Origin of the sequence: Streptomyces sp. NPDC059679 (assembly GCF_042734105.1) — a bacterium.
In the GTDB taxonomy this organism is placed as follows: Bacteria; Actinomycetota; Actinomycetes; order Streptomycetales; family Streptomycetaceae; genus Streptomyces.
In genome coordinates this window covers 60,311-83,030 of the sequence record NZ_JBHWES010000005.1, presented here as the reverse complement: position 1 = coordinate 83,030, position 22,720 = coordinate 60,311, and the positions used below count along the sequence as shown (strand labels likewise).

22 protein-coding genes and 1 pseudogene are annotated in these 22,720 nt (G+C 70.6%); 14 read left to right on the top strand and 9 right to left on the bottom strand.

All coding sequences use genetic code 11. The features are described from left to right. Positions 1 to 9 precede the first annotated feature (9 nt). Entirely contained in the window at positions 10 to 978 is a 969-nt protein-coding gene (locus tag ACFV2X_RS08380; RefSeq protein WP_385613084.1) for an acetylxylan esterase, read from the top strand. Positions 979 to 1,226: 248 nt separating this feature from the next. On the opposite strand, the gene ACFV2X_RS08375 is transcribed toward ACFV2X_RS08380, so the two are convergent. Further along, positions 1,227 to 1,970 carry an SDR family NAD(P)-dependent oxidoreductase gene (locus ACFV2X_RS08375; protein ID WP_385613080.1) on the bottom strand — a complete coding sequence of 248 codons (744 nt, stop codon included), beginning with the start codon at positions 1,968 to 1,970 and terminating at the stop codon, positions 1,227 to 1,229. Between the two features lie 192 nt (positions 1,971 to 2,162). Between ACFV2X_RS08375 and ACFV2X_RS08370 the strand changes: the two genes are divergently transcribed. From ACFV2X_RS08370 to ACFV2X_RS08315, 12 genes are all read left to right on the top strand, one after another. Next, positions 2,163 to 3,560, top strand: a complete 1,398-nt coding sequence (locus ACFV2X_RS08370; RefSeq protein ID WP_385613079.1) for a cytochrome ubiquinol oxidase subunit I — start codon at positions 2,163 to 2,165, stop codon at positions 3,558 to 3,560. A 67-nt stretch (positions 3,561 to 3,627) separates the two neighbouring features. Further along, positions 3,628 to 4,647: a cytochrome d ubiquinol oxidase subunit II gene (locus ACFV2X_RS08365; protein ID WP_385613077.1), complete on the top strand. Its 1,020-nt coding sequence runs from the start codon at positions 3,628 to 3,630 to the stop codon at positions 4,645 to 4,647. 108 nt (positions 4,648 to 4,755) lie between these two features. Further along, positions 4,756 to 5,232 (top strand): SPW repeat protein, encoded by a 477-nt coding sequence (locus ACFV2X_RS08360; protein WP_385613074.1) that lies wholly within the window; start codon positions 4,756 to 4,758, stop codon positions 5,230 to 5,232. A 27-nt stretch (positions 5,233 to 5,259) separates the two neighbouring features. Next, positions 5,260 to 5,415, top strand: a complete 156-nt coding sequence (locus ACFV2X_RS08355) for a hypothetical protein (protein ID WP_014174767.1) — start codon at positions 5,260 to 5,262, stop codon at positions 5,413 to 5,415. 91 nt (positions 5,416 to 5,506) lie between these two features. Then, entirely contained in the window at positions 5,507 to 6,331 is an 825-nt protein-coding gene (locus ACFV2X_RS08350; protein WP_385613070.1) for an LLM class F420-dependent oxidoreductase, read from the top strand. A gap of 18 nt (positions 6,332 to 6,349) precedes the next feature. Then, positions 6,350 to 6,790 carry a TIGR03668 family PPOX class F420-dependent oxidoreductase gene (locus ACFV2X_RS08345; RefSeq protein WP_385613067.1) on the top strand — a complete coding sequence of 147 codons (441 nt, stop codon included), beginning with the start codon at positions 6,350 to 6,352 and terminating at the stop codon, positions 6,788 to 6,790. A 122-nt stretch (positions 6,791 to 6,912) separates the two neighbouring features. After that, positions 6,913 to 7,686 (top strand): HdeD family acid-resistance protein, encoded by a 774-nt coding sequence (locus ACFV2X_RS08340; protein WP_385613065.1) that lies wholly within the window; start codon positions 6,913 to 6,915, stop codon positions 7,684 to 7,686. A gap of 105 nt (positions 7,687 to 7,791) precedes the next feature. Continuing rightward, positions 7,792 to 8,856, top strand: a complete 1,065-nt coding sequence (locus ACFV2X_RS08335; protein ID WP_385613063.1) for a LacI family DNA-binding transcriptional regulator — start codon at positions 7,792 to 7,794, stop codon at positions 8,854 to 8,856. Further along, positions 8,853 to 9,497: a DUF624 domain-containing protein gene (locus ACFV2X_RS08330; RefSeq protein ID WP_385613060.1), complete on the top strand. Its 645-nt coding sequence runs from the start codon at positions 8,853 to 8,855 to the stop codon at positions 9,495 to 9,497. The genes ACFV2X_RS08335 and ACFV2X_RS08330 overlap by 4 nt, the downstream gene beginning before the upstream one ends. Before the next feature lie 114 nt (positions 9,498 to 9,611). Beyond that, positions 9,612 to 10,931: an extracellular solute-binding protein gene (locus ACFV2X_RS08325; RefSeq protein ID WP_385613058.1), complete on the top strand. Its 1,320-nt coding sequence runs from the start codon at positions 9,612 to 9,614 to the stop codon at positions 10,929 to 10,931. Continuing rightward, positions 10,928 to 11,890, top strand: a complete 963-nt coding sequence (locus tag ACFV2X_RS08320) for a carbohydrate ABC transporter permease (RefSeq protein WP_385613055.1) — start codon at positions 10,928 to 10,930, stop codon at positions 11,888 to 11,890. Before ACFV2X_RS08325 ends, ACFV2X_RS08320 begins: the two co-directional genes overlap by 4 nt. Continuing rightward, entirely contained in the window at positions 11,883 to 12,806 is a 924-nt protein-coding gene (locus tag ACFV2X_RS08315; RefSeq protein WP_385613052.1) for a carbohydrate ABC transporter permease, read from the top strand. The genes ACFV2X_RS08320 and ACFV2X_RS08315 overlap by 8 nt, the downstream gene beginning before the upstream one ends. Positions 12,807 to 12,879: 73 nt before the next feature. On the opposite strand, the pseudogene ACFV2X_RS08310 reads toward ACFV2X_RS08315, so the two are convergent. The 8 genes and pseudogenes from ACFV2X_RS08310 to ACFV2X_RS08275 all read right to left on the bottom strand — a co-directional run. After that, positions 12,880 to 13,968: pseudogene (locus tag ACFV2X_RS08310) on the bottom strand (polysaccharide lyase family 1 protein); the annotation flags it as partial. A gap of 119 nt (positions 13,969 to 14,087) precedes the next feature. Beyond that, a complete protein-coding gene (locus ACFV2X_RS08305) occupies positions 14,088 to 15,293 on the bottom strand; it encodes a PP2C family protein-serine/threonine phosphatase (protein WP_385613049.1) in 1,206 nt (401 codons plus the stop codon). A gap of 24 nt (positions 15,294 to 15,317) precedes the next feature. After that, positions 15,318 to 16,103: an ABC transporter ATP-binding protein gene (locus ACFV2X_RS08300; protein WP_385613045.1), complete on the bottom strand. Its 786-nt coding sequence runs from the start codon at positions 16,101 to 16,103 to the stop codon at positions 15,318 to 15,320. Further along, positions 16,100 to 16,903, bottom strand: a complete 804-nt coding sequence (locus ACFV2X_RS08295; RefSeq protein WP_385613043.1) for an ATP-binding cassette domain-containing protein — start codon at positions 16,901 to 16,903, stop codon at positions 16,100 to 16,102. The genes ACFV2X_RS08300 and ACFV2X_RS08295 overlap by 4 nt, the downstream gene beginning before the upstream one ends. Next, entirely contained in the window at positions 16,900 to 17,772 is an 873-nt protein-coding gene (locus ACFV2X_RS08290) for an ABC transporter permease (protein ID WP_385613041.1), read from the bottom strand. Before ACFV2X_RS08290 ends, ACFV2X_RS08295 begins: the two co-directional genes overlap by 4 nt. Next, positions 17,769 to 18,734: an ABC transporter permease gene (locus tag ACFV2X_RS08285; protein WP_385613039.1), complete on the bottom strand. Its 966-nt coding sequence runs from the start codon at positions 18,732 to 18,734 to the stop codon at positions 17,769 to 17,771. Before ACFV2X_RS08285 ends, ACFV2X_RS08290 begins: the two co-directional genes overlap by 4 nt. Further along, positions 18,734 to 20,254 carry an ABC transporter substrate-binding protein gene (locus tag ACFV2X_RS08280; protein WP_385613036.1) on the bottom strand — a complete coding sequence of 507 codons (1,521 nt, stop codon included), beginning with the start codon at positions 20,252 to 20,254 and terminating at the stop codon, positions 18,734 to 18,736. Before ACFV2X_RS08280 ends, ACFV2X_RS08285 begins: the two co-directional genes overlap by 1 nt. Before the next feature lie 77 nt (positions 20,255 to 20,331). Further along, positions 20,332 to 21,030, bottom strand: a complete 699-nt coding sequence (locus tag ACFV2X_RS08275) for a DUF1684 domain-containing protein (protein WP_385613470.1) — start codon at positions 21,028 to 21,030, stop codon at positions 20,332 to 20,334. 350 nt (positions 21,031 to 21,380) lie between these two features. On the opposite strand from ACFV2X_RS08275, the gene ACFV2X_RS08270 reads away from it, so the two are divergent. Then, positions 21,381 to 22,562 carry an ROK family protein gene (locus ACFV2X_RS08270; protein WP_385613033.1) on the top strand — a complete coding sequence of 394 codons (1,182 nt, stop codon included), beginning with the start codon at positions 21,381 to 21,383 and terminating at the stop codon, positions 22,560 to 22,562. Positions 22,563 to 22,720 lie beyond the last annotated feature (158 nt).

The window sequence follows — 22,720 nt, the reverse complement described above, 5'->3', positions numbered from 1 at the left end:
TGCCTGTCCATGGCCCTGTTCGACCTTCCGCTCGACCAGTTGCGCGACTACCGGCCACGTGTCCCCGAGCCCGAGGACTTCGACCGGTTCTGGGAGAAGACCCTCGTCGAAGCCCGTGAGCACGATCTGAACGCCACCTTCGAGCCCGTCGCCACGGCGCTCACCGGTGTGGCGGTGTACGACGTCACCTTCGCGGGGTTCGGCGGCCACCCGGTCAAGGGCTGGTTTCTGCATCCGGCCGGGGCCCGGGAGCCGCTGCCGGTCGTGGTCGAGTACATCGGCTACGGCGGCGGACGCGGGCTGGCGCACACCCATCTGCTGTGGCCGGCCGCGGGCTTCGCCCACCTGGTGATGGACACCCGCGGCCAGGGCAGCGGCTGGGCCAGTGGCGACACCCCGGATCCGGTCGGCTCCGGGCCCGCGTTCCCGGGGTTCATGACCCGGGGCATCGAGAACCCCGAGGACTACTACTACCGGCGGGTCTTCACCGACGCCGTGCGCGCGGTGGAGGCGGCCCGGTCCCATCCGCTGGCCGACCCGGCCCGCACCGCGGTCACCGGCACCAGCCAGGGCGGGGGCATCACGCTCGCCGTGGGCGGTCTGGTGCCCGACCTGGTCGCGATCGCCCCCGATGTGCCCTTCCTGTGCCACTTCCGGCGGGCGGCGACGCTGACCGACCGCGATCCGTACCGCGAGATCGGCAACTACCTCAAGACCCACCGCGGCCGGGACGAGCGGATCTTCCGTACGCTCTCGTACTTCGACGGGGTCCACTTCGCCGCCCGGGGGCGGGCGCCGGCGCTCTTCTCGACCGCGCTGGAGGACCAGACCTGCCCTCCGTCCACCGTGTTCGCCGCGTACAACGCCTACGCGGTCGAGGACAAGCACATCGAGGTGTACTCGTTCAACGACCACGAGGGCGGCGGACCCGTCCATCAGGAGGTCCAGCTGGACTGGCTGCCGCCAAGGCTTCGGTAGCCCCCCAGCCACCGAACCCCAAGCGCCCCACAGCCCCCACAGCCCCCACAGCCCCCAAGGACGGACGGCCGTGCCCGGAGATGGTTGAGAGCCTTCGGGGAGGCTCCCTCCGGACCGGCCGTCCGTCCTTCTTCCCCCCTTGCGAGGATAAATCCTGGCTGGTGGCCGAGGGCGAGGGCAGGGCCGACCGGCCCTTGATCCAGGGCCGTCCGGCCCTGGACGGGTAAGGCCGGGCCGACGGACGCGGCCTAGCGGCCGAACTGCGCGCCGCCGTTGATGTGCAGCACCTGGCCGGTGACATAGGCGGCCTCCGGGGAGGCCAGATAGCGGATGGCCGCCGCGATCTCGGCGGGGTATCCGGGCTGCCCGGTGAGCGTCTGCCCGATTTGCTGCGCGATGAACTCGGGAGTTCCCCGCTCGCCGAAGAACTCGGTGTCCTGGACATAGCCGGGGGCCACCGCGTTGGCGGTGATGCCCTCCGCGCCCAGGCGTTTGGCCAGGTCGTAGGTGTAGACATGCAGATGCGCCTTGGTGCCGCCGTACGAACCGGGGCCGCGCAGCGCCGCCACGGAGGACAGATGCACGATCCGGCCGCCGGGCCGGGTGAGATGCGGCAGCAGGGCCTCGGTCAGCAGCACCGCGGTCAGCACGTTGGCCGAGAAGTTCCGCTGGAACTGGTCGGCTATGCCTTCGAGGGTGCCGTCGTTGCCGGGCGCGACATTGCCGCCCGCGTTGGTGACCACGACGTCGACCGGGCCGTCGGCGGCGATGAACTCGGCGGCGCTCCGGGTCTGCTCGGGGTCGCTGAGGTCGGCGCTGGTCCAGGTGACCAGGTCGGCCCCGTATGCGGCGTTGACCTTGTCCGCGGCGGCGCGCAGCACCTCGGCGCGGCGCCCGACGATGACCACCCGGTCCCCGTCCGCGGCGAAGGATTCGGCGGTCGCCAGCCCGATGCCCGTGCCGCCGCCCGACACCACGATCCGTCGTCCCATTCCGGCCTCCCCGTACACCTTATTGAATCCCGGTCATATTCGTGAACAGACGCTAGGGAGTAAGCCCTTTCCTGTCAATGGCCGCAAGGGTGCGGCCGCGACCCGCCGTTCGGCCGTATCCGCGTTTGACCGCACGGCCGCCGGGATAACGCACGATTCTGCTCGTACCTCACCCAGCCCCGGAGGCTCCCGGTGTTCGCTGTCCCGCTCGCTCATGCCGCCACCGAGGGCGACCTCAGCGGGGCCCGGGCGCAGATGGGTTTCTCGCTCGCCTGGCACATCGTGGTGGCCTGTCTGGGGGTCGGGCTGCCACTGCTCACCCTGATCGCCGAATGGCTGGGGTGGCGCACCGGGGACCCGGCCTTGAGGATCCTGGCCCGGCGCTGGGCGCGGGGCATGGGGGTGTTGTTCGCGGTCGGCGCGGTGTCCGGCACGATCCTCAGCTTCGAGCTGGGGCTGCTGTGGCCGGGGCTGATGGGCCGGTACGGGCAGGTGATCGGGTTGCCGTTCGCGCTGGAGGGCATCGCGTTCTTCATCGAGGCGATCTTCCTGGGCGTGTATCTGTACGCATGGGACCGGCTGCCGCCCGGCAAACACCTGCTCACCGGTGTGCCGATCGTCATCGCCGGGGTGGCCTCGGCGTTCTTCGTCGTATGCGCCAACGCCTGGATGAACCAGCCGCGCGGCTTCGAGCTGTCCCGCGACGGGCACGTGGTGTCCGTCGATCCATGGGCCGCGATGTTCAATCCGGCCGCCCCGCCGCAGACCACGCATATGATCCTGGCCGCGCTGATGGTGGCCGCGTTCTTGACCGCGAGCGTGTACGCGGTGGCGCTGCTGCGCGGTCGCCGGGACCGGTACCACCGCGCCGGGTTCTTCATCCCGTTCACGGTCGGGGCCGTCGTCGCCCCGTTCCAACTGGTCGTCGGCGACTGGGCGGCCCGTTTCGTGGCCCACTACCAGCCGGCCAAGCTCGCCGCGATGGAGGGTGTCTACCGCACCGGCAGCCATGTACCGCTGACGGTCCTCGGCATCAGCGACGGGCGCAGCGGTCTCAAGTACGGCCTGGAGATCCCCAGCGGTCTGTCGCTGCTGATCGGCTACAGCCCGGACACCGTGGTGCGCGGGCTGTCCGAGGTGCCCCGGTCCCGGTGGCCGGCCGTCACCGGTGTACATCTGGCCTTCGACCTGATGGTGGGGGCGGGCCTGTTTCTGCTGCTCATGGGCGTGTGGCTGGTGCTGGCGTGGTGGCTGCGGCGGCGCACCGGCGCCGACGGCGTACTGAGCGTGCCCGGCACACGGGCGTTCCTGACGCTCGCGGTCCTGACCGGACCGGCCGCCGTGGTCGCCCTGGAGTGCGGGTGGGTGGTCACCGAGCTGGGCCGTCAGCCGTGGGTCGTACAGGGGGTCATGACGGTCCGGGACGCGGTGAACCCCGCGCCCGGCCTGTTGAACGGGCTGTGGCTGGTGCTCCTGGTCTACTTCGGCATGACGGTGGCCACCGTGTACGTACTGCGCCGCCTGGCCCGGGACCAGCCCGTGCCGATCGCCCCGCAGGAGAGCGACGTACCGCGATACCCGGTGACATGAGGGCGGTACCCGTGGCACGAGAAGACCGGTGACATGAGAAGGGTGACATGAGAAGAGGGGACGGCCGGTGCTCGCGAATCTGACGCTCGGGGTGATGTGGATCGGGCTGACCTGCTACGCCCTGTTCGGCGGCGCCGACTTCGGCGCCGGGCTGTGGGATCTGCTGGCGGGCCGCAGCGGGCCCGGCGCCCCGCGGCGCGCCCTCATCGAGCACACCATCGGGCCGGTGTGGGAGGCCAACCACGTCTGGCTGATCTTCGTCGTGGTGCTGCTGTGGGCGGGCTTCTCGCCGGTGTTCGCGGCCGTGATGTCCACGCTGTACATCCCTCTCACCCTGACCGCGCTCGGCATCATCGCGCGCGGCGCGGCCTTCGCCTTCCGCAAGGCCAGCACCGAGCTATGGCAGAAACGGCTGTTCGGGGCGTGTTTCGCGCTGTCGTCCGTGCTCACCCCGTTCTTTCTGGGCACCGTCGCCGGCGGAGTGGCTTCCGGCCGGGTCCCGCCGGGTCTCGCGGCCGGGGACCTGATCACCAGCTGGCTGAACCCCACCTCCCTGCTGGGCGGGGTGCTGGCCGTGCTGACCTGCGCCCACCTCGCCGCCGTCTATCTGTGCGCGGAGACCGAGCGGCTGGGACAGCCGGAGCTGGGGGCGTGGTTCCGCGGCCGGGCGGTGATCAGCGGACTGGCCGCCGGAGCCGTGGCGCTGGCCGGAATCGCCGTCCTGCACGCCGACGCCCCTCGGCTGTTCCACGGGCTCACCCACCGCGCCCTGCCGCTGGTGCTGCTCAGCGCCTGCTCCGGAGTGGCCGCCCTGGCGCTGCTGCGCCGCGGCCCGGGCCTGGCCCGGCCGCTGGCGGCGCTGGCCGTGGCGGCGATCCTCTGGGCGTGGGGCGTCGCCCAGTACCCGGCCATGCTGGTACCCGGTGTCACCGTCGGCGACGCGGCGTCCACCCACCCGGTCCTGATCGCCTGCCTGCTCAGCCTGGCGGTCGGGTCCCTGATCCTGGTGCCGTCCCTGTGGTGGCTCTATTCGGTGTTCCAGCGCGAGCCGGAGCCGGCAGCGGCGCCGGGCGAGTCCGGCCACTAGCAGCCGAAAGCTGTGCACACGGGCCGCGAAGTTTCTGGCCGCCCGAGCGTTACGAGGGGACATATCGGGCACCCGGGGTTCGGAGCGAATTGACCGCAGGAGGCGATCATGACGGAACCGACCCATGCGACCATGGAGTCCCATCCGGACATCCTGGCGATGCGGGAACGCCACACCTGGGCCGAACAGGCCGCTACCACGCCCGTGGTCCAGGCCGTCGAAGCGATATCCCTGATCACCGGTCTGTACCTTGCCGCTTCCCCGTGGATCGTGGGTTTCAACGGCATGATGACGCTGGCCGTGACCAACCTGATCACCGGAGTCGCTTACGCGGTGCTCATGGGCGGCTTCGGCCATGCCTATGAACGCACCCATGGCATGGCCTGGGCCGCCGCGCTGCTGGGCGTCTGGGCAATCATCGCGCCGTGGGTGGTGTCGGGCAGCGTGGCCACCATGCGCACCATCATCAGCAACGTCATCGTCGGCGCTGTCGCCCTGGTGCTCGCACTGTTCGCCAGCTCGAAGGCGAGGGCGAAGGCGTCCACCCCGGGCCGCGGGGGCTCATCCGCTCGCGCGGGGCGCTGACGGCCCGGGACAGAACGGAGGCATGCGATGACTGAGCCCTACCGTTCCACCCCGTCCCAGGCGGAAGGCGAGCGCGAGAACGACACACCCGGGCGCACGGTTCACCCCGATGTGCCGGTGTCGACCCCCTCCCAGGCAGAAGGGGAGCGCGAGGAGGAAGAGAAGAACGAGCGGAAGAAGTAAGTATCCAGGCCACGAGGGCTCGGAGGCCCCGGTGCCCGGGGCCGGGCCGGTGACGGCGGTCACCGGCCCTCCTCGACAAGAAGGAGCCGCCGTGAAGATCGGTGTATCGACCTTCGTCACCGACCAGGGAATCGGGCCCGCCCCGCTGGGGCGAGCCCTCGACGAGCGGGGCTTCGACTCGCTCTTCATCGCCGAGCACACCCATATCCCGGTGAGCCGTCGTACGCCCTACCCGGGCGGCGGGGAGCTGCCGGAGATCTACTACCGCACGCTCGACCCGTTCATCGTGCTGACCGCCATCGCCGCGGTCACCGAGCGGCTGCTGCTGGGGACGGGTATCGCCCTGGTGGCACAGCGGGACCCGATCATCATGGCGAAGGAAGTGGCGTCGCTCGACGTCGTCTCCGGCGGGCGCGTCATCGTCGGGATCGGCGCCGGATGGAACCGCGAGGAGATGGAGAACCACGGTACGGACCCGGCCACCCGAGGCCGGCTGGTCAACGAGCGGCTGCAGGCGATGCGTGAGCTGTGGACCCAGGAGAAGGCCGAATTCCACGGGGAATTCGTCAACTTCGACCCGGTGTACCTGTGGCCCAAACCGGTGCAGCGCCCGTATCCGCCGATCTACGTGGGCGGCGTCGAGGCCGCCTTCAAGCGGATCGCCGCCCTCGGCGACGCCTGGCTCGCCAACGCGTCGTCGCCTGAGCAGCTGGCCCCGCTGATCGAGCGGCTGCGGAGTGTGGCCGGCCGGGACGTGCCGGTGACGGTGTACGCGGTACCACCCACACCGGAGGCGGTCGAGGGATACGGGCGGCTGGGCGTGGAGCGGGTCCTGTTCTATCTGCCGACCATGCCGGAGAGCGAAACACTCGGCCAACTCGACACGATGGCCCAGGTCGCCGCCCGGTTCCGGTGAGCCGCCGGGAGCCGCGCGGTGCCCACGACGACGAGTGCCCGGGCGCGGGAGCGCTTCGCGCGGGCCAGGGTGGCCCGCCTGGCGACCCTCGGCGCCGGGGGCAGGCCCCATCTGGTGCCGGTGGTGTTCGCGCTGACCGGTGACACGGTGGCGACCGCGGTCGACCACAAGCCGAAACGCTCACAGCGGCTCAGACGCCTGGACAACATCCGGGCCAACCCCGCCGTATGCCTCCTGGTGGACGGCTACGACGAGGACTGGGACCTCCTGTGGTGGGCGCGGGCCGACGGCACGGCCCGCGTCCTGCCGCCCGCCGACGAGTCGGCCGCCTCCGCCGCGTACGTACGGCTGCTGGCCGACAAGTACGCGGCGCAGTACGCGGACCGGCCACCGGCGGGGCCGGTCGTGGAGATCGCGGTCGACCGGTGGAGCGGCTGGCAGGCCGCCGATACCGGCTGAGGCCACCCGGCGCCGCCCGAGACCGCCCGAGACCACCCGCGCCGCCAGGCGAAGAGACCCATACGGGGAGAGGATGGTGGTGTCGGGTACGGCCTTCTGTTCCATCGAGGAGGTGGACGGCCATGAGTTTCTCCTCCGACGACGCACACGGCGCCGAACAGCGGCGCGAGCAGCCCTATGGCGCCGAACAGCAAGGTGCTGGGCAGCGGGGCGCAGAGCAGCACAGCACAGAGCCCTACGGCACGGCTCAGCGAGGCGAGCGGCCCCCGGAGTTCGAGAGCCCGTTCGCCGGTGCCCTGGGCATGTTGTCCAACGCCACCTGGCAGGTCATGGTGACCACGGGCATCATCGCGGTCGCGCTGGGCGTCATGGTGCTGGCCTGGCCGGGGCCCACTCTGGCGGTGATCGGCGCGCTGTTCGGCGCCTATCTGCTGATCACCGGGATCTTCCAGCTGGCGGGGGCCTTCGGCGCCCATGTGCCGGGGCATCTGCGCGTGCTGAGCTTCATCAGCGGCGCACTCGCCGTACTGCTCGGCCTGCTCGCCTTCCGGGGACCGGCGCAGTCGATCCTGCTGCTGGCCCTGTGGATCGGGTTCGCCTGGCTGATTCGCGGCGTCATGGTGACCGCCGCGGCCATCTCCCACGAAGGGCTTCCGGCCCGCGGCTGGCAGATCTTCTTCGGTGTCATCAGCATGCTGGCCGGCATCATCCTGATCGTCGCGCCCTTCGGCTCCATCACGGCGCTCGCCGTGGTGGCCGGTATCTGGCTGCTGGCGCTGGGAGTGATCGAGGTGTTCCACGGTGTCCAGCTGCGGGTTCAGCTGGGCCACCACCCTCCGCGCGAGGCGGAACGCCGACCGCACTTCCCGCGCTTCAGGCCGCATCCCCAGCCGTAGCCCCGGTCATGGCCCTCCCCGCGCGGCTCCCCCGCTGTTAGCCTCTGCTGTGGCAACCGGTTGTCATGCGGTTACCCGGCTCGGGGGCACAGCGAGGGGTGGGCCATGGTACGAAAGGGCGGCGACGGGGGACGTCGCACGATCCGGGATGTCGCGGCTCGCGCCGGGGTGTCCGCGTCCACGGTGTCACGGGTGCTCGGCGGCGTGTACCCGGTCAGCGCGCAGACGCGTACCCGGGTGATGCGGGCGGTGCGCGAGCTGGATTATGTCGCCGACGCCCACGCCAAGGCGGTGGCGGGCGCCGGCACCCCGACGCTCGCGTTCGTCCTCGACGACATCACCGGCCCGTCGTTCGCGCATATGGCGCACGGCGTGGAGCGCGAGGCGGCCCGGCTCGGCCATCTGTGCCTGGTGTGCAGCACGGACGGCGACGCCGACCACGAGCAGCAGTTCATCGAGATGATGCGCGCCCAGCGCGCCGCCGCCGTGATCCTGGTGGGCGGCGCCGCGGACACCTCCGACTACCGCCGGCGCATGGCCCGTATCGCCGAGTCGCTGGCCTCGGCCGGCTCGCGGCTGGTGCTGTGCGGGCGGCCGCCGCTGGATCCCGGTACCCCGGTGACGGTCATCGAGTACGACAACGAGAGCGGGGCCTTCGCGCTGTGCTCGCATGTCCTCGCCCAGGGCCACCGGCGGATCCTCTTCCTCGGGGGCAAACCGGAGAACACCGCGGCCCAGGGGCGCGAGCGCGGCTATCTGGCCGCGCACCGCGCCCGGGGCCTGGATCCGGACCCGCTGCTGCGGCTGTCCGGCGACTTCACCCGTGACTCAGGTCACCGGCTGATGCGCCAAGCCCTCGACGCGGGGCTGGAGTTCACCGCCGTGGTGGCCGCCACGGACATGGTCGCGGCGGGGGCGCTCGCCGCGCTCCACGAGGCGGGGCTGCGCGTACCCGGCGATGTGTCGCTCGCCGGGTACGACGACATCCCGTTCGCCCGGGATCTACGTCCGCCGCTGACCACGGTCCATGTGCCCTACGAGGAGCTGGGCCGGCTCGCCGTCCGTACCGGCCTCGGCAGAACACCGGACACCCCGGACGAACACCTGCTCCTGGGCACCCATGTGGTGATCCGCGACTCGGTGGCCCCGCCGGCGGGGGCGGCGCTGTGAGCGCCCCCGCGCGCGGGGGCCGCCCAGGCACCCGCTCCACCCTGATGTCCCGTGCCCTGCGCTGGTTCGAGTACCCCGCCCACCTCGCCGTGCTGAACCTGTGCTGGCTGCTCGCCTCGCTGCCCCTCATCACCTCGTATGCCGCCGGAATCGCGCTCCACTCAGCTCTGCGGGCGTGGCGCGAAGAGGGTGAGAACCGAGTGGCGGCGTACTTCTTCCGGGAGTGCCGGCGAGTGCTCCGGGGCTCGTTGCCGCTGGCGGCTGCCGGGCTGGTGTCGCTCCTCGGGCTGTGGCTGTCCGGCTCGTTCTGGCTGGGCGCGCCCGGGCCGCTGCTGGTGTTCGCGACCGCGGCACTGGTGCCGGTCGCCATCGTGGTCGCGGCCGTGCACATCACCGTGTTCGAGGTGGCGGCGCGGCATCCGCAGGCGCCGCCGCGCGACTGGGTGCTCGCCGGTCTGCGCCTTGCCGTGACACGGCCGGGCCGCTGCGCCTGCGCGGTGCTGCTCTGCGCGACCTGGGGGGCCGTACTGTGGCGGCTGCCGACGCTCGCCGCCCTGTGGGGGATCAGCGTGCCCGCGCTGGTGCTGCACCGGCTGTTCGCCGGGGTCCCGACGGGTCCCGGCTGGTCCCCCAGCGCTTAGAAAGCGGTTGCCGAAATCCTCGGCAAGACCCTTGTCCTACTGCAGAGTTCTTTTTATGCTCGCCGCGACAACCGGTTTCTATCCCCCATCCCCTAGTACGCGGAGGACACCGCTATGCGCAACGCAGCGCGAGCGCGGCGGGCAGCTGCGGCGCTTGCGGCCCTCATGGGACTGCTGGGCGGCCTGACCGGGTGCGCCGACCGCTCCACACCGCCGGGCCGCTTCAAGCCCGATCGCGATCCGGCCCAGGTGACGGGCACCCTGCGGTTCCTGACACCCGGCTATCCCACGACGCCCGCCGGCAAGGCTGCTCTGCAGAAGGTCATCGACACCTTCCACGAGACCTATCCGAAGGTGAAGGTGGAGACCGACCTCGCCTCCTGGCTCCACCTCAACGAGAAGGTCACCACGTCCGTCGCCGCCGGGGACCTCCCCGATGTGATGGTCACCGGGGTCGGCTGGATCCCGCCGTTCGCCGACAAGGGTGCTTTCGCCGACCTGGCCTCCTTCGGGCTCACCCCCAAAACACTGGCCCAGCGGGTACGACCGGGCTTCGTCCCGCCCGCGGTCCACGACGGCAAGGTGTACGGGGTCCCCAACATCGGCGGCGCCAAGATCATCGCTTATCGCAAGAGCATGTTCCGGGCGGCGGGGCTCGACCCCGCCAAGCCGCCGACGACGATCGCCGCACTGCGCGCCTACGCGAAGAAGCTGACCGTACGCAAAGACGGCAGGCTGGTGCGCTCGGGCTTCGACTTCTGGGTGAACCCCACCCAGCACCAGTACACCCAGGACTATCTGACCTTCCTCAAGGCGACCGGCGGATCCCTCTACACCGCGAACGGCTCCGCCGCGTTCGACAACTCCAGGGGCGTACGCGCCCTCGAAGCCATGGACGACCTGATGAACACCGACCGAGCGCAGGACTTCGCCACCGGCGCCACGGACGGCAGCCCCATGGTCCTTACGGGGCGGGCCGCGATGGGCTTCATGGGCGCGTACGTCGACTGCGACAACAAGACGGGTGTGGGCCGGAAGGTCTGCGACGACCTCGGGTTCTTCAACATCTCCGACGCCGAGCAGGCCATGTTCATGGGCGGCCAGATCGTCTCGATCTCCTCACGCACCCACCTCCCCGGCGCGGCCTACCAGTTGCTGAAGGTCCTCACCTCCCCCGAGGCGGAGCAGGACCTGGCCAAGCTCAACCTGGCCATTCCCGCGTCCCGGGCGGCGCAGGGCTCCGCCGTCGAGAGGTCGAATCCGGCGAGCCGGTTCGCCGGCCGGAACACCGCGTACTCGGCGTACGCCGGCGGCGCTCCCAACTGGCTGCAGCTCCAGGACGAGTTCGCGCCCGCGCTGGACGAGGCGCTGCTGCGCCGTCGCTCGCCCAAAGAGGCGCTCACGTCCCTCGCGGAAAAGGCAGGTTCGATGTGACCCGGATCGATACCGGCGCCCTCCCCGGCGCCGCGCAGCGCTCCCGCCCCTCCCCGGCGCGTGCCCCGCGGTACGGCGCGGCGTCCCGGGCGCTGACCCGCGGCCAGCGCCGCGCCGGCTGGCTGCTGCTCACACCCGCGCTCGCCCATATGAGCCTCTTCGTCGCCGTACCGATGCTGATGGCGCTGGGCTTCAGCTTCTTCCGCTACGACTTCCTCCAGGCTCCCGAGTGGGTCGGGCTCGACAACTACCGGACGCTGCTGGACGACGACCGCTTTCACACCGCGCTGTGGAACACCACGCTCTACACCGTCGTCGTGGTGCCCGTCGGCATGGCCCTGGCCCTGCTCATCGCGCTCGGACTGGACCAGAAGATCAAGGCCCGCGGCTTCTTCCGCACCGCCTACTATCTGCCGCATATGACGGCGACGGTGGCGATCGCCGTGGTCTGGTTGTGGTTGCTCGATCCGAACCTCGGTGCGCTCAACAACTTCCTCGCCCTGTTCGGCATCGCGCGTACCAACTGGCTGGGCTCCACTGACTGGGCGCTTCCCGCGATCATGGTCCTGGGCATCTGGCAGGGCCTGGGCACCAAGATGGTGATCTATCTCGCCGCCCTGCAGACCGTGCCGCGCGAGCTGAAGGAGGCGGCCCAGCTCGACGGCGCGAACCGCCGGCAGGTCTTCCGCGCGGTCACCTGGCCATCCATCGCCTCCGCGAACCTCTTCGTGCTCGTCACCTCGGTCATCTTCTCGTTCCAGGTCTTCGAGCAGGTGTACGTGATGACGCGCGGCGGCCCCATCAACAGCACCCTCGTCCTGACGTACGACATCTACCTGAACGCCTTCACACGGCTGAAATTCGGCTACGCCTGTGCGGAGACCGTGGTCTTCGTGCTGATCATCGGCGTCGTCACGGCCGTCGTGATGCGACTGGCCAGGGGAGCCCGCGATGACTGATCCGACGGCCGCACCCACCGCGCGGTCATCCGCACCGACCATGCCGCCGCGGGCGCGCACCACGTGGATCCCGCGCGCCCTGCTGTACACCGTCCTGTCGCTGGGCGCCGCCGTGATGCTCGTCCCGTTCCTCTGGATGATCCTCACCGCGCTCAAGCCCGCCTCCGAGCTCGGCAAGGGGACGTGGCTGCCGCACGACGTGCGGTGGGAGAACTTTGTGGACGCCTTCAAAGCCGCGCCCTTCGACGTCTACTTCCGCAACAGCCTGATCATCGCCGTCGCCCAGACGCTCATCACCGTCGTCCTCGCGACCGCCGCGGGCTACGCCCTCGCCCGCACACCGATCCGCGGGCGTACCGTCATCTTCGGGCTGACGGTAGCGATGATCATGGTCCCGGTGTACGTCATCCTGATCCCCCGTTTCCTGATCGTGCGGTCGATCCCGTTCGCCGGCGGCAACGACTGGCTGGGGCAGGGCGGCATCGGCTGGCTGGACAGCTGGTGGGCGCTGATCGTACCGGGCGCGCTGGCACCGCTGTACGTGTTCCTGGCCCGCCAGTTCTACGTGGATCTGCCGGCCGAGCTGGCCGACGCGGCCCGCCTCGACGGGCTGTCGGAAGTCGGCATCTGGGCCCGTGTGATGACGCCGCTGATCAAACCGGCGGTCATCACCATCGCGGTGTTCCAGTTCCAGTCGTCCTGGAACGACTTCCTGTGGCCGCTGCTGGTCACCCGAACCGATGAGATGCGCCCGATCCAACTCGGCCTGGCGGTGTTCAGTCACGCGGACATCGAGGTCCAGTGGAACTTCCTGATGGCGGGCACGGCCCTGGCCACTCTGCCCATGATCGCGCTGTTCCTGGTGGCCCAGCGGTACTTCGTCGAGGGCATGGCCTCGGCGGGGCTGAAAGGCTGACGGCTGGGGGGCCGTCAGGACGCGCTGACCCGGGCGGCCCGGCCGCCCGGGTCGCTCGTCCGAACGCTCAGCGCGCCGTGCCACCGATCGCGGAGCTGGGCCCGGAGCGTGACTTCACGATGGAGGGCACCTGGGCGGCGGGGTCCAGGGTGTACGCGTAGTACGACTTCGGGTCGAAGGCCGTTCCGCCGCTCTCGTTGCGCCCGGAGGTGTTGGCGAACACGCTGCCCCGCTGGACCAGGGAGGCGGTGGCGTCCTTGATCACCGGGTTCTTCATGCCCTCGAAGTAGCTGTTCTCCAGCACCATCTTGGTGTTGCCGCGGGCGTAGTTGCCGTACGAGGAGTTGATGCTCGTCCCCGGGTCGTCCTGCAGATAGTTGTTGTACAGATGCGCGTGCGCGACGTTGTCGGTGGACGGGTTGCGCTGTTCGGTCTCGTGGAACCAGTTGTGGTGGATCGTGATGTCGGCGGTCGTGTTCTCCGTCCAGCCGATGCCGAACGCCTTGTTGTGCTGCTCCAGCCGGTTCCAGGACACCGTGAGATAGGTGGTGTCCTTACGGCTGTCGATCAGGCCGTCGGCCATGTGCCGCAGATCGTTGTGGTCGATCCACACATGGTGGGCGCCGTCCATCTGGATGCCGTCCCAGTCGTGGTCCTTGTCGTTCCACGTGCCCTCGTAGGAGTCGCGGATCGTCAGGTTGCGGATGATGACGTTGTGCACGCCCTGGCCGAGGAAGAAACCGCCGCCGACGATCTGGCCCGCGGTCCCCGAGCCCACGATCGTCTTGTTCGAGGCGACCTTGATCTCCTTGCCCTTCGGGTCCATGGTGATCGCCCCGGCCACCACGATGACGTACGGCTCGGCGGCCGTCGCGTACTTCTCCAGATCGGCGAGCGTGCGCACGGTCACGGTTGCCCCGCCCCGGCCGCCGTACGTCCCGTTCTGTCCCAGCGCGTTGACCGAGGCGAAACCGTCGGCGACGTCATCGGCCCACGCCGCCGCGCTCGTCGTCAGCTCCGCCCGCGGCCCGGATTCGGCCCGGGCGAAGGTCCCGCCGTCCGCGAGACCGGCCGCGGCGCCCAGGGCCAGGGCCAGTCCGGCCGTCAGGCCGAGCCTGCCCCAGCCCCTGCTGCGCCGCGTATTCTGCCGCTCGGCTTCCATGGCTACCTCTTCCACAGCTCGGGGGATGTCGTCCATGCCCCTGTCGCCGCCGCGGGCCGAGAGGTTGCCCCATCGTCCGGCCGCCGAGAGCAGGTATCGTCTCGCGCCTTCGGCGCAAACTACTCCGCGACGGGCGGCTGCCATTCGATCATCAGAATCGTGGCGTCGTCGCTGAGTTCGTTCTTCCCCTGGTCGAGGATGGCGTGGATGAGCAGGCGCAGCACTTCCGAGGCGGTGTGCCCCGCGGCCGTCGACCGGATGATGTAGTCGGTGAAGCGCTCCAGGCCGAACTGCTCGCCTCCCTCGTCGCGCGCTTCGACGACCCCGTCGGTGTAGAGCAGGATCTGGTCCCCGGGTTCGAGCGCCGTCTCGTGCACCTGGCGGGGGTCGCCGGACATGCTGGCGGGCAGGCCCAGCGGCGGTTCGGGGGGCCGCGCCAGCGCCTTCTGGTGCAGCCGGTGGCGGCGGATGAGCAGCGGCGCCGGATGGCCGCAGTTGCACCAGCGCAGCACGCCGGTGGGCATGTGCAGCTGGGCGAAGATGCCGGTGCAGAACTGGTCCGGCAGCCACCGTGACAGCGCCTCGTCCACGCGCGTGACCAGCCGCGCCAGGTCCGCGCCGGTGCGCCGGGCGTTGCGGCAGCCCGCCATGGCCACGGAGGTGGTGAGGCCGGACGCCAGATCGTGGCCCATGGCGTCGAGGATCGTGGCGTGCAGGATGTCCTCGGTGAACGAGTGGTCGAAGGCGTCGCCGCCCAGCTCGTACGCGGGCTCCACGACCGCGGTCGACACCACCCGGCCGGTGCCGATCGAGCGCGGCGGCAGAAACGCCCGCAGCATCTCCGTGTGCAGCTGCATGGGCCGGGTGCGGGTGCGCTGCGCGATCGTGTCGATGTAGGTGCGCTTGGAGATGACGATCAGGGCGAGGAGCGAGGCCAGCGCCCGGCAGCGCCAGAGCCTGTGCCCGTCCAGGGTCTTCATCGTGAAGCGCACGACGCCCAGCCGCTCCGCCGCGTTGACCAGCGGCAGCCATACGACCAGGCCGCCCGCGCCGTCCTCGGTCACCCTCAGGGCGTCCGTGCGGTACGCCCATCCGGCCAGGGTGCCGTCGACCTCCAGGTCCTCTTCGCCCTCGTCCAGCGGCAGCAGCAGTCTTTGCTGGAGATCGACGAGATACACGACGACCCGGCCCAGGTCCATGGCCTGGACATAGCGGTTCAGGACCTCGGGGAGTTCCGCGGGGGAAGCCTCCTGGGATGTCCTGACCAGCTCTTCCAGCAGGGCTTCCGCGGTTCCGGCCGAGATCGACGCCTCCGCGCCCACCATAGGGTCAACTGTACGGAATCCCGCTCAGGCGGGCAGGCGCGGCACACTGTCGACGAGGCGGCGGGTGTACGGATGCGCCGGGTCGCCCAGCACCTGGGCGGTGTCGCCCTGCTCCACGATGCGGCCGCGCTCCAGGACCGCGGTGCGCTCGCACAGGGACGCGACCACCGACAGGTCATGGGAGACCATGACGATCGTCAGCCCCCGCTCCTGCTGCAACTCGGCCAGCAGATCGACGACTTTGACCCGGGTCGTGACGTCGAGCGCGCTGACGGGTTCATCGGCGAGCAGCACCCTCGGGTCGCATACGGTGGCGCGGGCGATCGCGATGCGCTGGCGCTGACCGCCGGAGAACTCGTGCGGATAGCGCCGCGCCGCGTCGGCCGGCAGCCCGACCCGCTCCAGGGCCTCGGCCACCTTGGGCGCCGCCGTACGCCTGCTGTCGATGCCGAGCGAGCGCAGCGGCTCGGCCACGGTGGCGCCCACGCGGCGGCGCGGGTCGAGCGAGGAGTACGGGTCCTGGAAGACGCACTGCACGCTGCCGCGGAAGCGGCGCATCAGCTTGGCGTCGCCGGGGCGCAGCGCCTCGCCGTCGAAGCGCACGGTGCCGACGGTGGGCCGGGCGAGCCCGAGCAGCAGGCGCAGCAGGGTCGTCTTGCCCGCGCCCGACTCGCCGACCAGGGCGAGGCTGTGCCCGGCCGCGACGGCGAGGGACACGCCCTCGACGACGGGGGCGGTGCTCCCCCGGTAGCGCAGCGCGACGTCGTCCAGCTCCAGTACGGCGGTCGTCGCGTCCACTGCGGGGGTCATCGCGCGCTCCTCGGGGCCAGGGCGGACTCCAGCTTTCGCGCGCTGGCCACGAGCGTCCTGGTGTACTCCTCGCGGGGCGCCCGGACGATCTCGTCGACGGTGCCCTCCTCCACGGCCCGGCCGTCCTTCATGACCAGGGCCCGGTCGGTGACCTTGGCGACGACCGCCAGGTCGTGGCTGACGAACAGGACCGCCATCTCACGATCGCGCACCAGGGTGTCGATCAGTGCGAGCATGTCGGCCTGTACGGACACGTCCAGCGCGGTGGTCGGCTCGTCCGCGATGAGCAGCTTGGGCTCGCAGGCCAGCGCCATGGCCAGCGCCACGCGCTGGCGCTGGCCGCCGGAGATCTCATGCGGAAAGGCGCGGGCGATACGGCCCGGCTCGGGCAGCCGCACCTGCTCCAGCGCCTCGGCGACGGCCCGTTTGAGGGCGCCGCCGGTCAGCCCCCGACGCCGGCGGAGCGGTCCGGCGAGCTGCCGGCCCACCCGCATCAGCGGGTCGAGCGCGGTCAGCGGCTCCTGGAAGACGATGGCGGCGTCCCGGCCGCGCACCCCGGTGAGCCGCTTCTCGCTCGCGCCGACGATCTGGGTGCCGCCCAGTTCCACGCTGCCGGTGGCGGTCATGCCCTCGGGCAGCAGCCCGAGGACGGCGAGGGTGGTCAGCGACTTGCCGGAGCCCGACTCGCCGATGACGCCGAGCCGTTCGCCGGGGGCGATGGACAGCGAGAGGTCGTCCACGAGGGTGTGCCCGTCCGCCGTGCGTACGGTGAGGCCGCGTACGTCGAGGAGGGGGGTCATGCGCGCCTCCGCCGGGTCGCCGGGTCGAGGGTGTCGCGCAGGCCGTCGGCGATCAGGTTGACGCCGATGACCAGCAGGACGAGCAGGATGCCGGGGGCGAGCGCACCCGCCGGGGCGGTGGTGAAGGTGGCCTGGGCCTCCTGGAGCATCCGGCCCCATGAGGCGCTGGGCGGCGGGGCTCCCAGGCCCAGGTAGGAGAGCCCGGCCTCGGCCAGCACCGCGAGGCCGAACTGGAGCGCCAGGTTGACCACGAGGGTGGGCCAGATATTGGGCAGGACGTGTCCGGCCACGATCCGGGGCCAGGAGGTGCCCGAGGTGCGGGCGGCCGTGATGTAGTCCTGCGCGAGCACCCGTTTGACCAGGATGCGCACCAGACGGGCCACGACCGCGCTCTGTGCGATGCCGATCGCCAGCACGGCCGACCCCAGGGTGGCCGAGCGGGCGGCGACGATCAGCATGGCGAGCAGCAGCGTCGGGAAGGCGATCAGGATGTCGAGGAACGCGGAGAGCGTGTCGTCGAGCCAGCCCTGCGCGAACGCGGTCAGCACGCCCAGGGTGACCCCGACCGCGGCCGCGATGAGGACGGAGCCGAGCCCCGCCTCGACGGCGATCCGGGAGCCGGTCATCGCTTGCGTGAACAGGTCGCGGCCGAGTTTGTCGGTGCCCAGGAGATGATCGGCGGCGGGGCCGGTGAGCCGTCCGCCGGAGGTGTCGTCGGCGGCGTACGGGAGCCAGAACAGGGAGACCAGGGCGAGCAGGAAGATCAGACCGGCCAGGACGCAGCCCACGATCAGCGTGTACGACCGCTTGGCCCGGGGCTTGGCCTCGGACTTGGTGGAGAGCTTCGCCGGGGGTGTCACGCGCGTCATCGGGAGCCTCCCGACAGCCTGCCCCGCAGCCGCGGGTCGATGATCCGCTGGATGAGGTCGGCCGCGAAGCCGATCAGCAGCACCGCGAGCGTGGAGACGAACAGCACGCCCTGGATGACCGGATAGTCGTGCTGGGCGATACCGGTCGCGAGCATCGAGCCCAGGCCCGGCAGCGCGAACACCGACTCCACGACGACGGCGCCGAGCAGCGTGGACGCCAGCTCGATGCCGAGGATCGAGATCACCGGCACGGAGGCGTTGCGCAACCCGTGCCGCCACATGGCGCGCCCGAACGAGGCGCCCAGGGCCCGCGCGGTCCGCAGATAGTCGCTGCCCAGGACGTCGAGGGTGGCCGACCGGACGTACCGGGTCAGCGAGGCGCCCATGACCAGCGCGATCGTGACGACCGGCAGCGCGAGCGAGCGGATCGCCTCGGCGGGCTCGGCCCAGCCGTCCTGCGGGAAGCCGCCCGCGGGCAGCCATCCGGCGTTCAGCGCGAACACGGCGATGAGGATCATGCCGAGCCAGAACACCGGGATCGCGATGCCCAGCTGTGACACCCCGCTGAGCAGCGCGCCGTACCAGGTCCGCCGCTTGTACGCGGCGAGGAACCCGGCCGGGACTGCGATCAGCACCGCCAGTACGAAGGCCGCGAGCGTCAGCGGGATGGTGACGTTCAGCCGCGAGGAGACCTCGGGCCCGACCGGCAGCGAGCTGACGAACGAGGTGCCGAGGTCGCCCCTGGCCAGCTGCCCGATCCAGTGGGTGAACTGCTCGGGCAGCGGCCGGTCGGAGCCTATGGAGTGGCGTGCCGCCGCGATCTGCTCGGGGCCCGCGCCGACCGAGGTGAGCGCGTTGGCGGGGTCCCCGGGCAGCATGCGCAGCAGTACGAACAGCACCACGCTCGCCAGCGCCAGCGACACCAGCAGGAAGGCGAGGCGGCGCAGGAGATACCGCGCCATCAGCCCTTCTTCTGGATGTCGTAGGCGTAGAACTGCGAGTTGAGGCCGTTGACGGGGTAGCCGGAGAGCTTGCTGTTCGCGACGACGATCTGCGGGTACAGGTACAGCCAGTCGCTGGCCGCGTCCTCGGCGGTCTTGCGGTTGACCTTCTTCAGCAGCTCGGTCTGCGCGGCCGTGGTGGGCGCCGCCTCCGCCTGCTCCACCCAGCGGGTGACCTGCTTGTTGTCGTAGCCCCAGTAGAAGTCGGGGTTGCCGTACCAGACCAGGTCGCGGTCGTTGACGTGCTCCTGGAGGGTGGCCGCGAAGTCGTGGTTCTTGTAGACCTTCGTGTACCACTCGTCCGGCGTGATGGTGTTGATCTTGACGGTGATGCCGACCTTGGCGAGCTGCGACTTGATGAAGGTGGCCGCGGTCGGGTGCGGGTCGTAGTTCGGGGTGTCGAGGGTGAAGGTGAAGCCGTTCTCGTAGCCGGCGTCCTTCAGCAGCTTCTTGGCCCGGGCGGTGTCATACGCGTTGACCTTGGTGAGGTCTTCGTACCAGGGGTCGGTGGGCGGCACCATCGAGCCGATGAGCTTGCCGTATCCGCCCCAGACGGACTCCAGCAGCTTCTTGTCGTCGATGGCGGAGGACACCGCCTGGCGGACCCGGACGTCGGTGAACGGCTTGGCCTTGTCGTTGAAGGCGAGCAGCAGCTTGGTGGTCGAGTCGCCGTCGTTGACCTTGTAGTTCTGGTTGTTCTTGAACTGGTCGAGGGCGTCGGGCGACTGCTCGCTGGTGACCACGTCCACCGCGTTGGTCAGCAGCGCGTTGTTCAGCGCCGTGGCGTTCTTGTAGTAGTGGAAGACGACGCCCTTGTTGGCGGCCGCGCGGCCCCAGTAGCCGGCGAACCGGTCGAGGGAGAGGGCCGAGCCGCGGGTCCACTTGTTCAGCGTGTACGGCCCGGTGCCGTCCTCGCTCGTCTTCAGGCTCTTCGCCTCGGAGTTGACGATCCAGACGTAGGAGAGGTTGTAGACGAAGGAGATCGACTTCTTCGACAGCGTGACCTTCACGGTCTTCGCATCGGGTGTGGCGATGTCCTTGATGACCTCGAGGTTGCTCTTGCGGGCGGACTGCGAGTCCTTCCCGATCACCTTCTCCAGGCTGTACTTGACGTCCTGGCTGGTGAGCTTCTTGCCGCTGTGGAACTTCACGCCGTCGCGCAGGGTGAGGGTGTAGGTGAGCCCGTCGCCGCTGACCTTGTAGTCCTGGGCGAGCAGCTTCTCGACCTTGCCGTCGTCGGTGAGCCGGAACAGCCCTTCGTAGACATTGCCGGCCAGCGCCTCGGTGACGCCCTGGCCGCCGCCCGCGGTGTTGTCGAGGTTCTGCGGCTCGTAGAGCGAGCCGACGCCGACGGTGGCGTTCTTGTCGTACGCGCCGCCCGAGGCGCTGCCTCCGTTCCCGCCCCCGCCGCAGGCGGTGAGGGTCAGGGCGAGGGTGGCGGCCGTGGCGCCGCCGTACAGGGCGGACTTGGTGATGTTCATGGCGGGTGAGCTCGTTTTCTGCGGGGAGTGCCGCGAATGCCGCGGGGTGTGCCGCGAAGGGGTGTGCTGCGGGGAGATCAGTGCTGTGCGAGGAAGCCGTCGCGGAAGACGGGGCGCTGCTCACCGGCCTCGACGGGCAGGTGGAAGCGGTTCTGCCGCGGCGGCATCGGACAGTTGTACTGGTCGGAGAATCCGCAGGGCGGCACGAAGGCGCGGTTGAAGTCCAGCCGGACCCGGCCCGGGTCGGCGGTGCGCTCCACGAAGAGGAAGCGTCCGGCGCCATAGGTGGTGTCGCCGTTGGTGGGGTCGCCGAAGACGAGCAGCAGGGTGCCGTCGTCGTCGAAGGCGCTGAGCGTGTAGTCGCGGCCGTCCACGGTGAGCGCGATATCGCCCGGTACGACCAGATCGCGGGTGCCGCCGTTGTCGCGGATGTGCTCGAACGCGACGCGCCGGGCGCCCGGCACCGGGTGGTACGACGCTTCGAGGACCCACGCCGGGTCGTACGGGAAGGCGTCGGTGCGCTCGAAGTGGCGGATGGCCGGCGACTGGGCGTCCCAGAAGCGCAGACCGTGCTCGGGCTCGCCGGTGACCAGGTCGGTGCGGGCGAGGGCGGTGACGGTGACGTGCTCCGGCTGTCCCGCGCGGGCCGCGTCGAGGTCGGGGCGCTCACCGGCCGGCAGCCAGCGGGTCTCCACGAGGGCGAGGTTCCCGGTGGCGGAGGTGACCGAACGCCGACGCCGGGCTCGCCAGTCCTCCCAGGCCGCGGCGGGGTCCACGGTCGGCTGGTCGGCGGTCGGCTGATCCGGGGTGGCGGCTGTGCGGGTCACGGCGGGCGGCTCATTTCGGAGTGTGTCACGCCTCGATGATCACGCTGCGTGAAGTATCCAAAGGGCCTTCTTTATCACCCATAAGTCTTCCTAATGTCAAATTCGCGCCAGATGGCGAGATGCCCCCGCCTCACAGGGGGCGCGGACGGCGGATTCGGCGAGGCTTTGTCCTGAGACAGGAGAAAGTCCACAGCGATTGCAGCGTAAGTTCTTCCCACGCCGGACAACCGCTGCTACGTTCCCCCTGAAAGCCCGACCAGTGGCATGCCGATGACGGCGGGAGGGGCAGTGTGAGGCGCATGACGGCACGACCCGCGAACGCCCATCAGGCGCGTCTGCTGCGTCTGCTGCGCGACGGGGGACCCACCTCCCGGGCGCAGCTGGGCGACTGGATGGACCTCTCGCGCTCCCGGCTGGCCGTGGAGGTCGACCGGCTGCTCGAAACCGGGCTCGTGATCGCCGACGGGCTCGCCGCCTCCCGCGGCGGGCGCCGCTCGCACAACATCCGGCTCGCCCCCACGCTGCGCTTCCTCGGCGTCGACATCGGCGCCACCTCGGTCGACGTGGCCGTCACCAACGCCGAGCTGGAAGTGCTCGGCCACGTGACCCAGCCCATGGATGTGCGCGAGGGCCCGGTCGCGGTCTTCGAGCAGGTCCTGGCCATGGCCGCGAAGCTCCGGGGGTCCGGGGTGGCCGAGGGGTTCGACGGGGCCGGGATCGGGGTCCCGGGCCCGGTGCGCTTCCCCGAAGGGGTGCCGGTCGCACCACCGATCATGCCCGGATGGGACGGCTTCCCCGTACGGGAAGCGCTCAGCCAGGAGCTGGGCTGCCCCGTCATGGTGGACAACGACGTGAACCTGATGGCGATGGGAGAGCAGCAGGCGGGCGTCGCGCGCTCCGCGAAGGACTTCCTCTGCGTCAAGATCGGCACCGGTATCGGCTGCGGCATCGTGGTCGGCGGCGAGGTCTACCGCGGTACGACCGGCAGCGCGGGCGACATCGGCCATATCCAGGCCGAACGCGACGGCCGGCCGTGCGCCTGCGGCAACCGCGGCTGCCTGGAGGCGTACTTCGGCGGCGCGGCGCTCGCCCGCGACGCCGAGGCGGCCGCGCGGGAGGGCCGGTCCGCCGAGCTCGCCGCCCGGCTGGAGGCCGCCGGATCCCTCGCCGCCACCGATGTCGCGGCTGCCGCCTCGGCGGGCGACGCAGCCGCGCTCGACCTCATCCGCGACGGCGGCACCCGCACCGGCCAGGTACTCGCCTCACTCGTCAGCTTCTTCAACCCCGGCCTGGTGGTGATCGGCGGCGGGGTGACCGGCCTCGGCCACAACCTGCTCGCCGCCATCCGCACCCAGGTCTACCGCCAGTCACTGCCGCTGGCCACCGGCAACCTCCCCATCGTGCTGGGCGAACTCGGCGCCGTGGCCGGGGTCATCGGGGCGGCCCGCCTGATCAGCGACCACCTCTACTCCCCGGCCTGACCCGACACGCACCACCCGCAACCACAGGCACCACACCCCACCGCACCACAGGCACGCACCACGGGCACGCGCGCACGTAATCCGCGCGACGCGCGCCACACCCGCCGCATTCCGTACGCACCGCACCACGCGCACCACACCAACCCCCCGCCATTCCG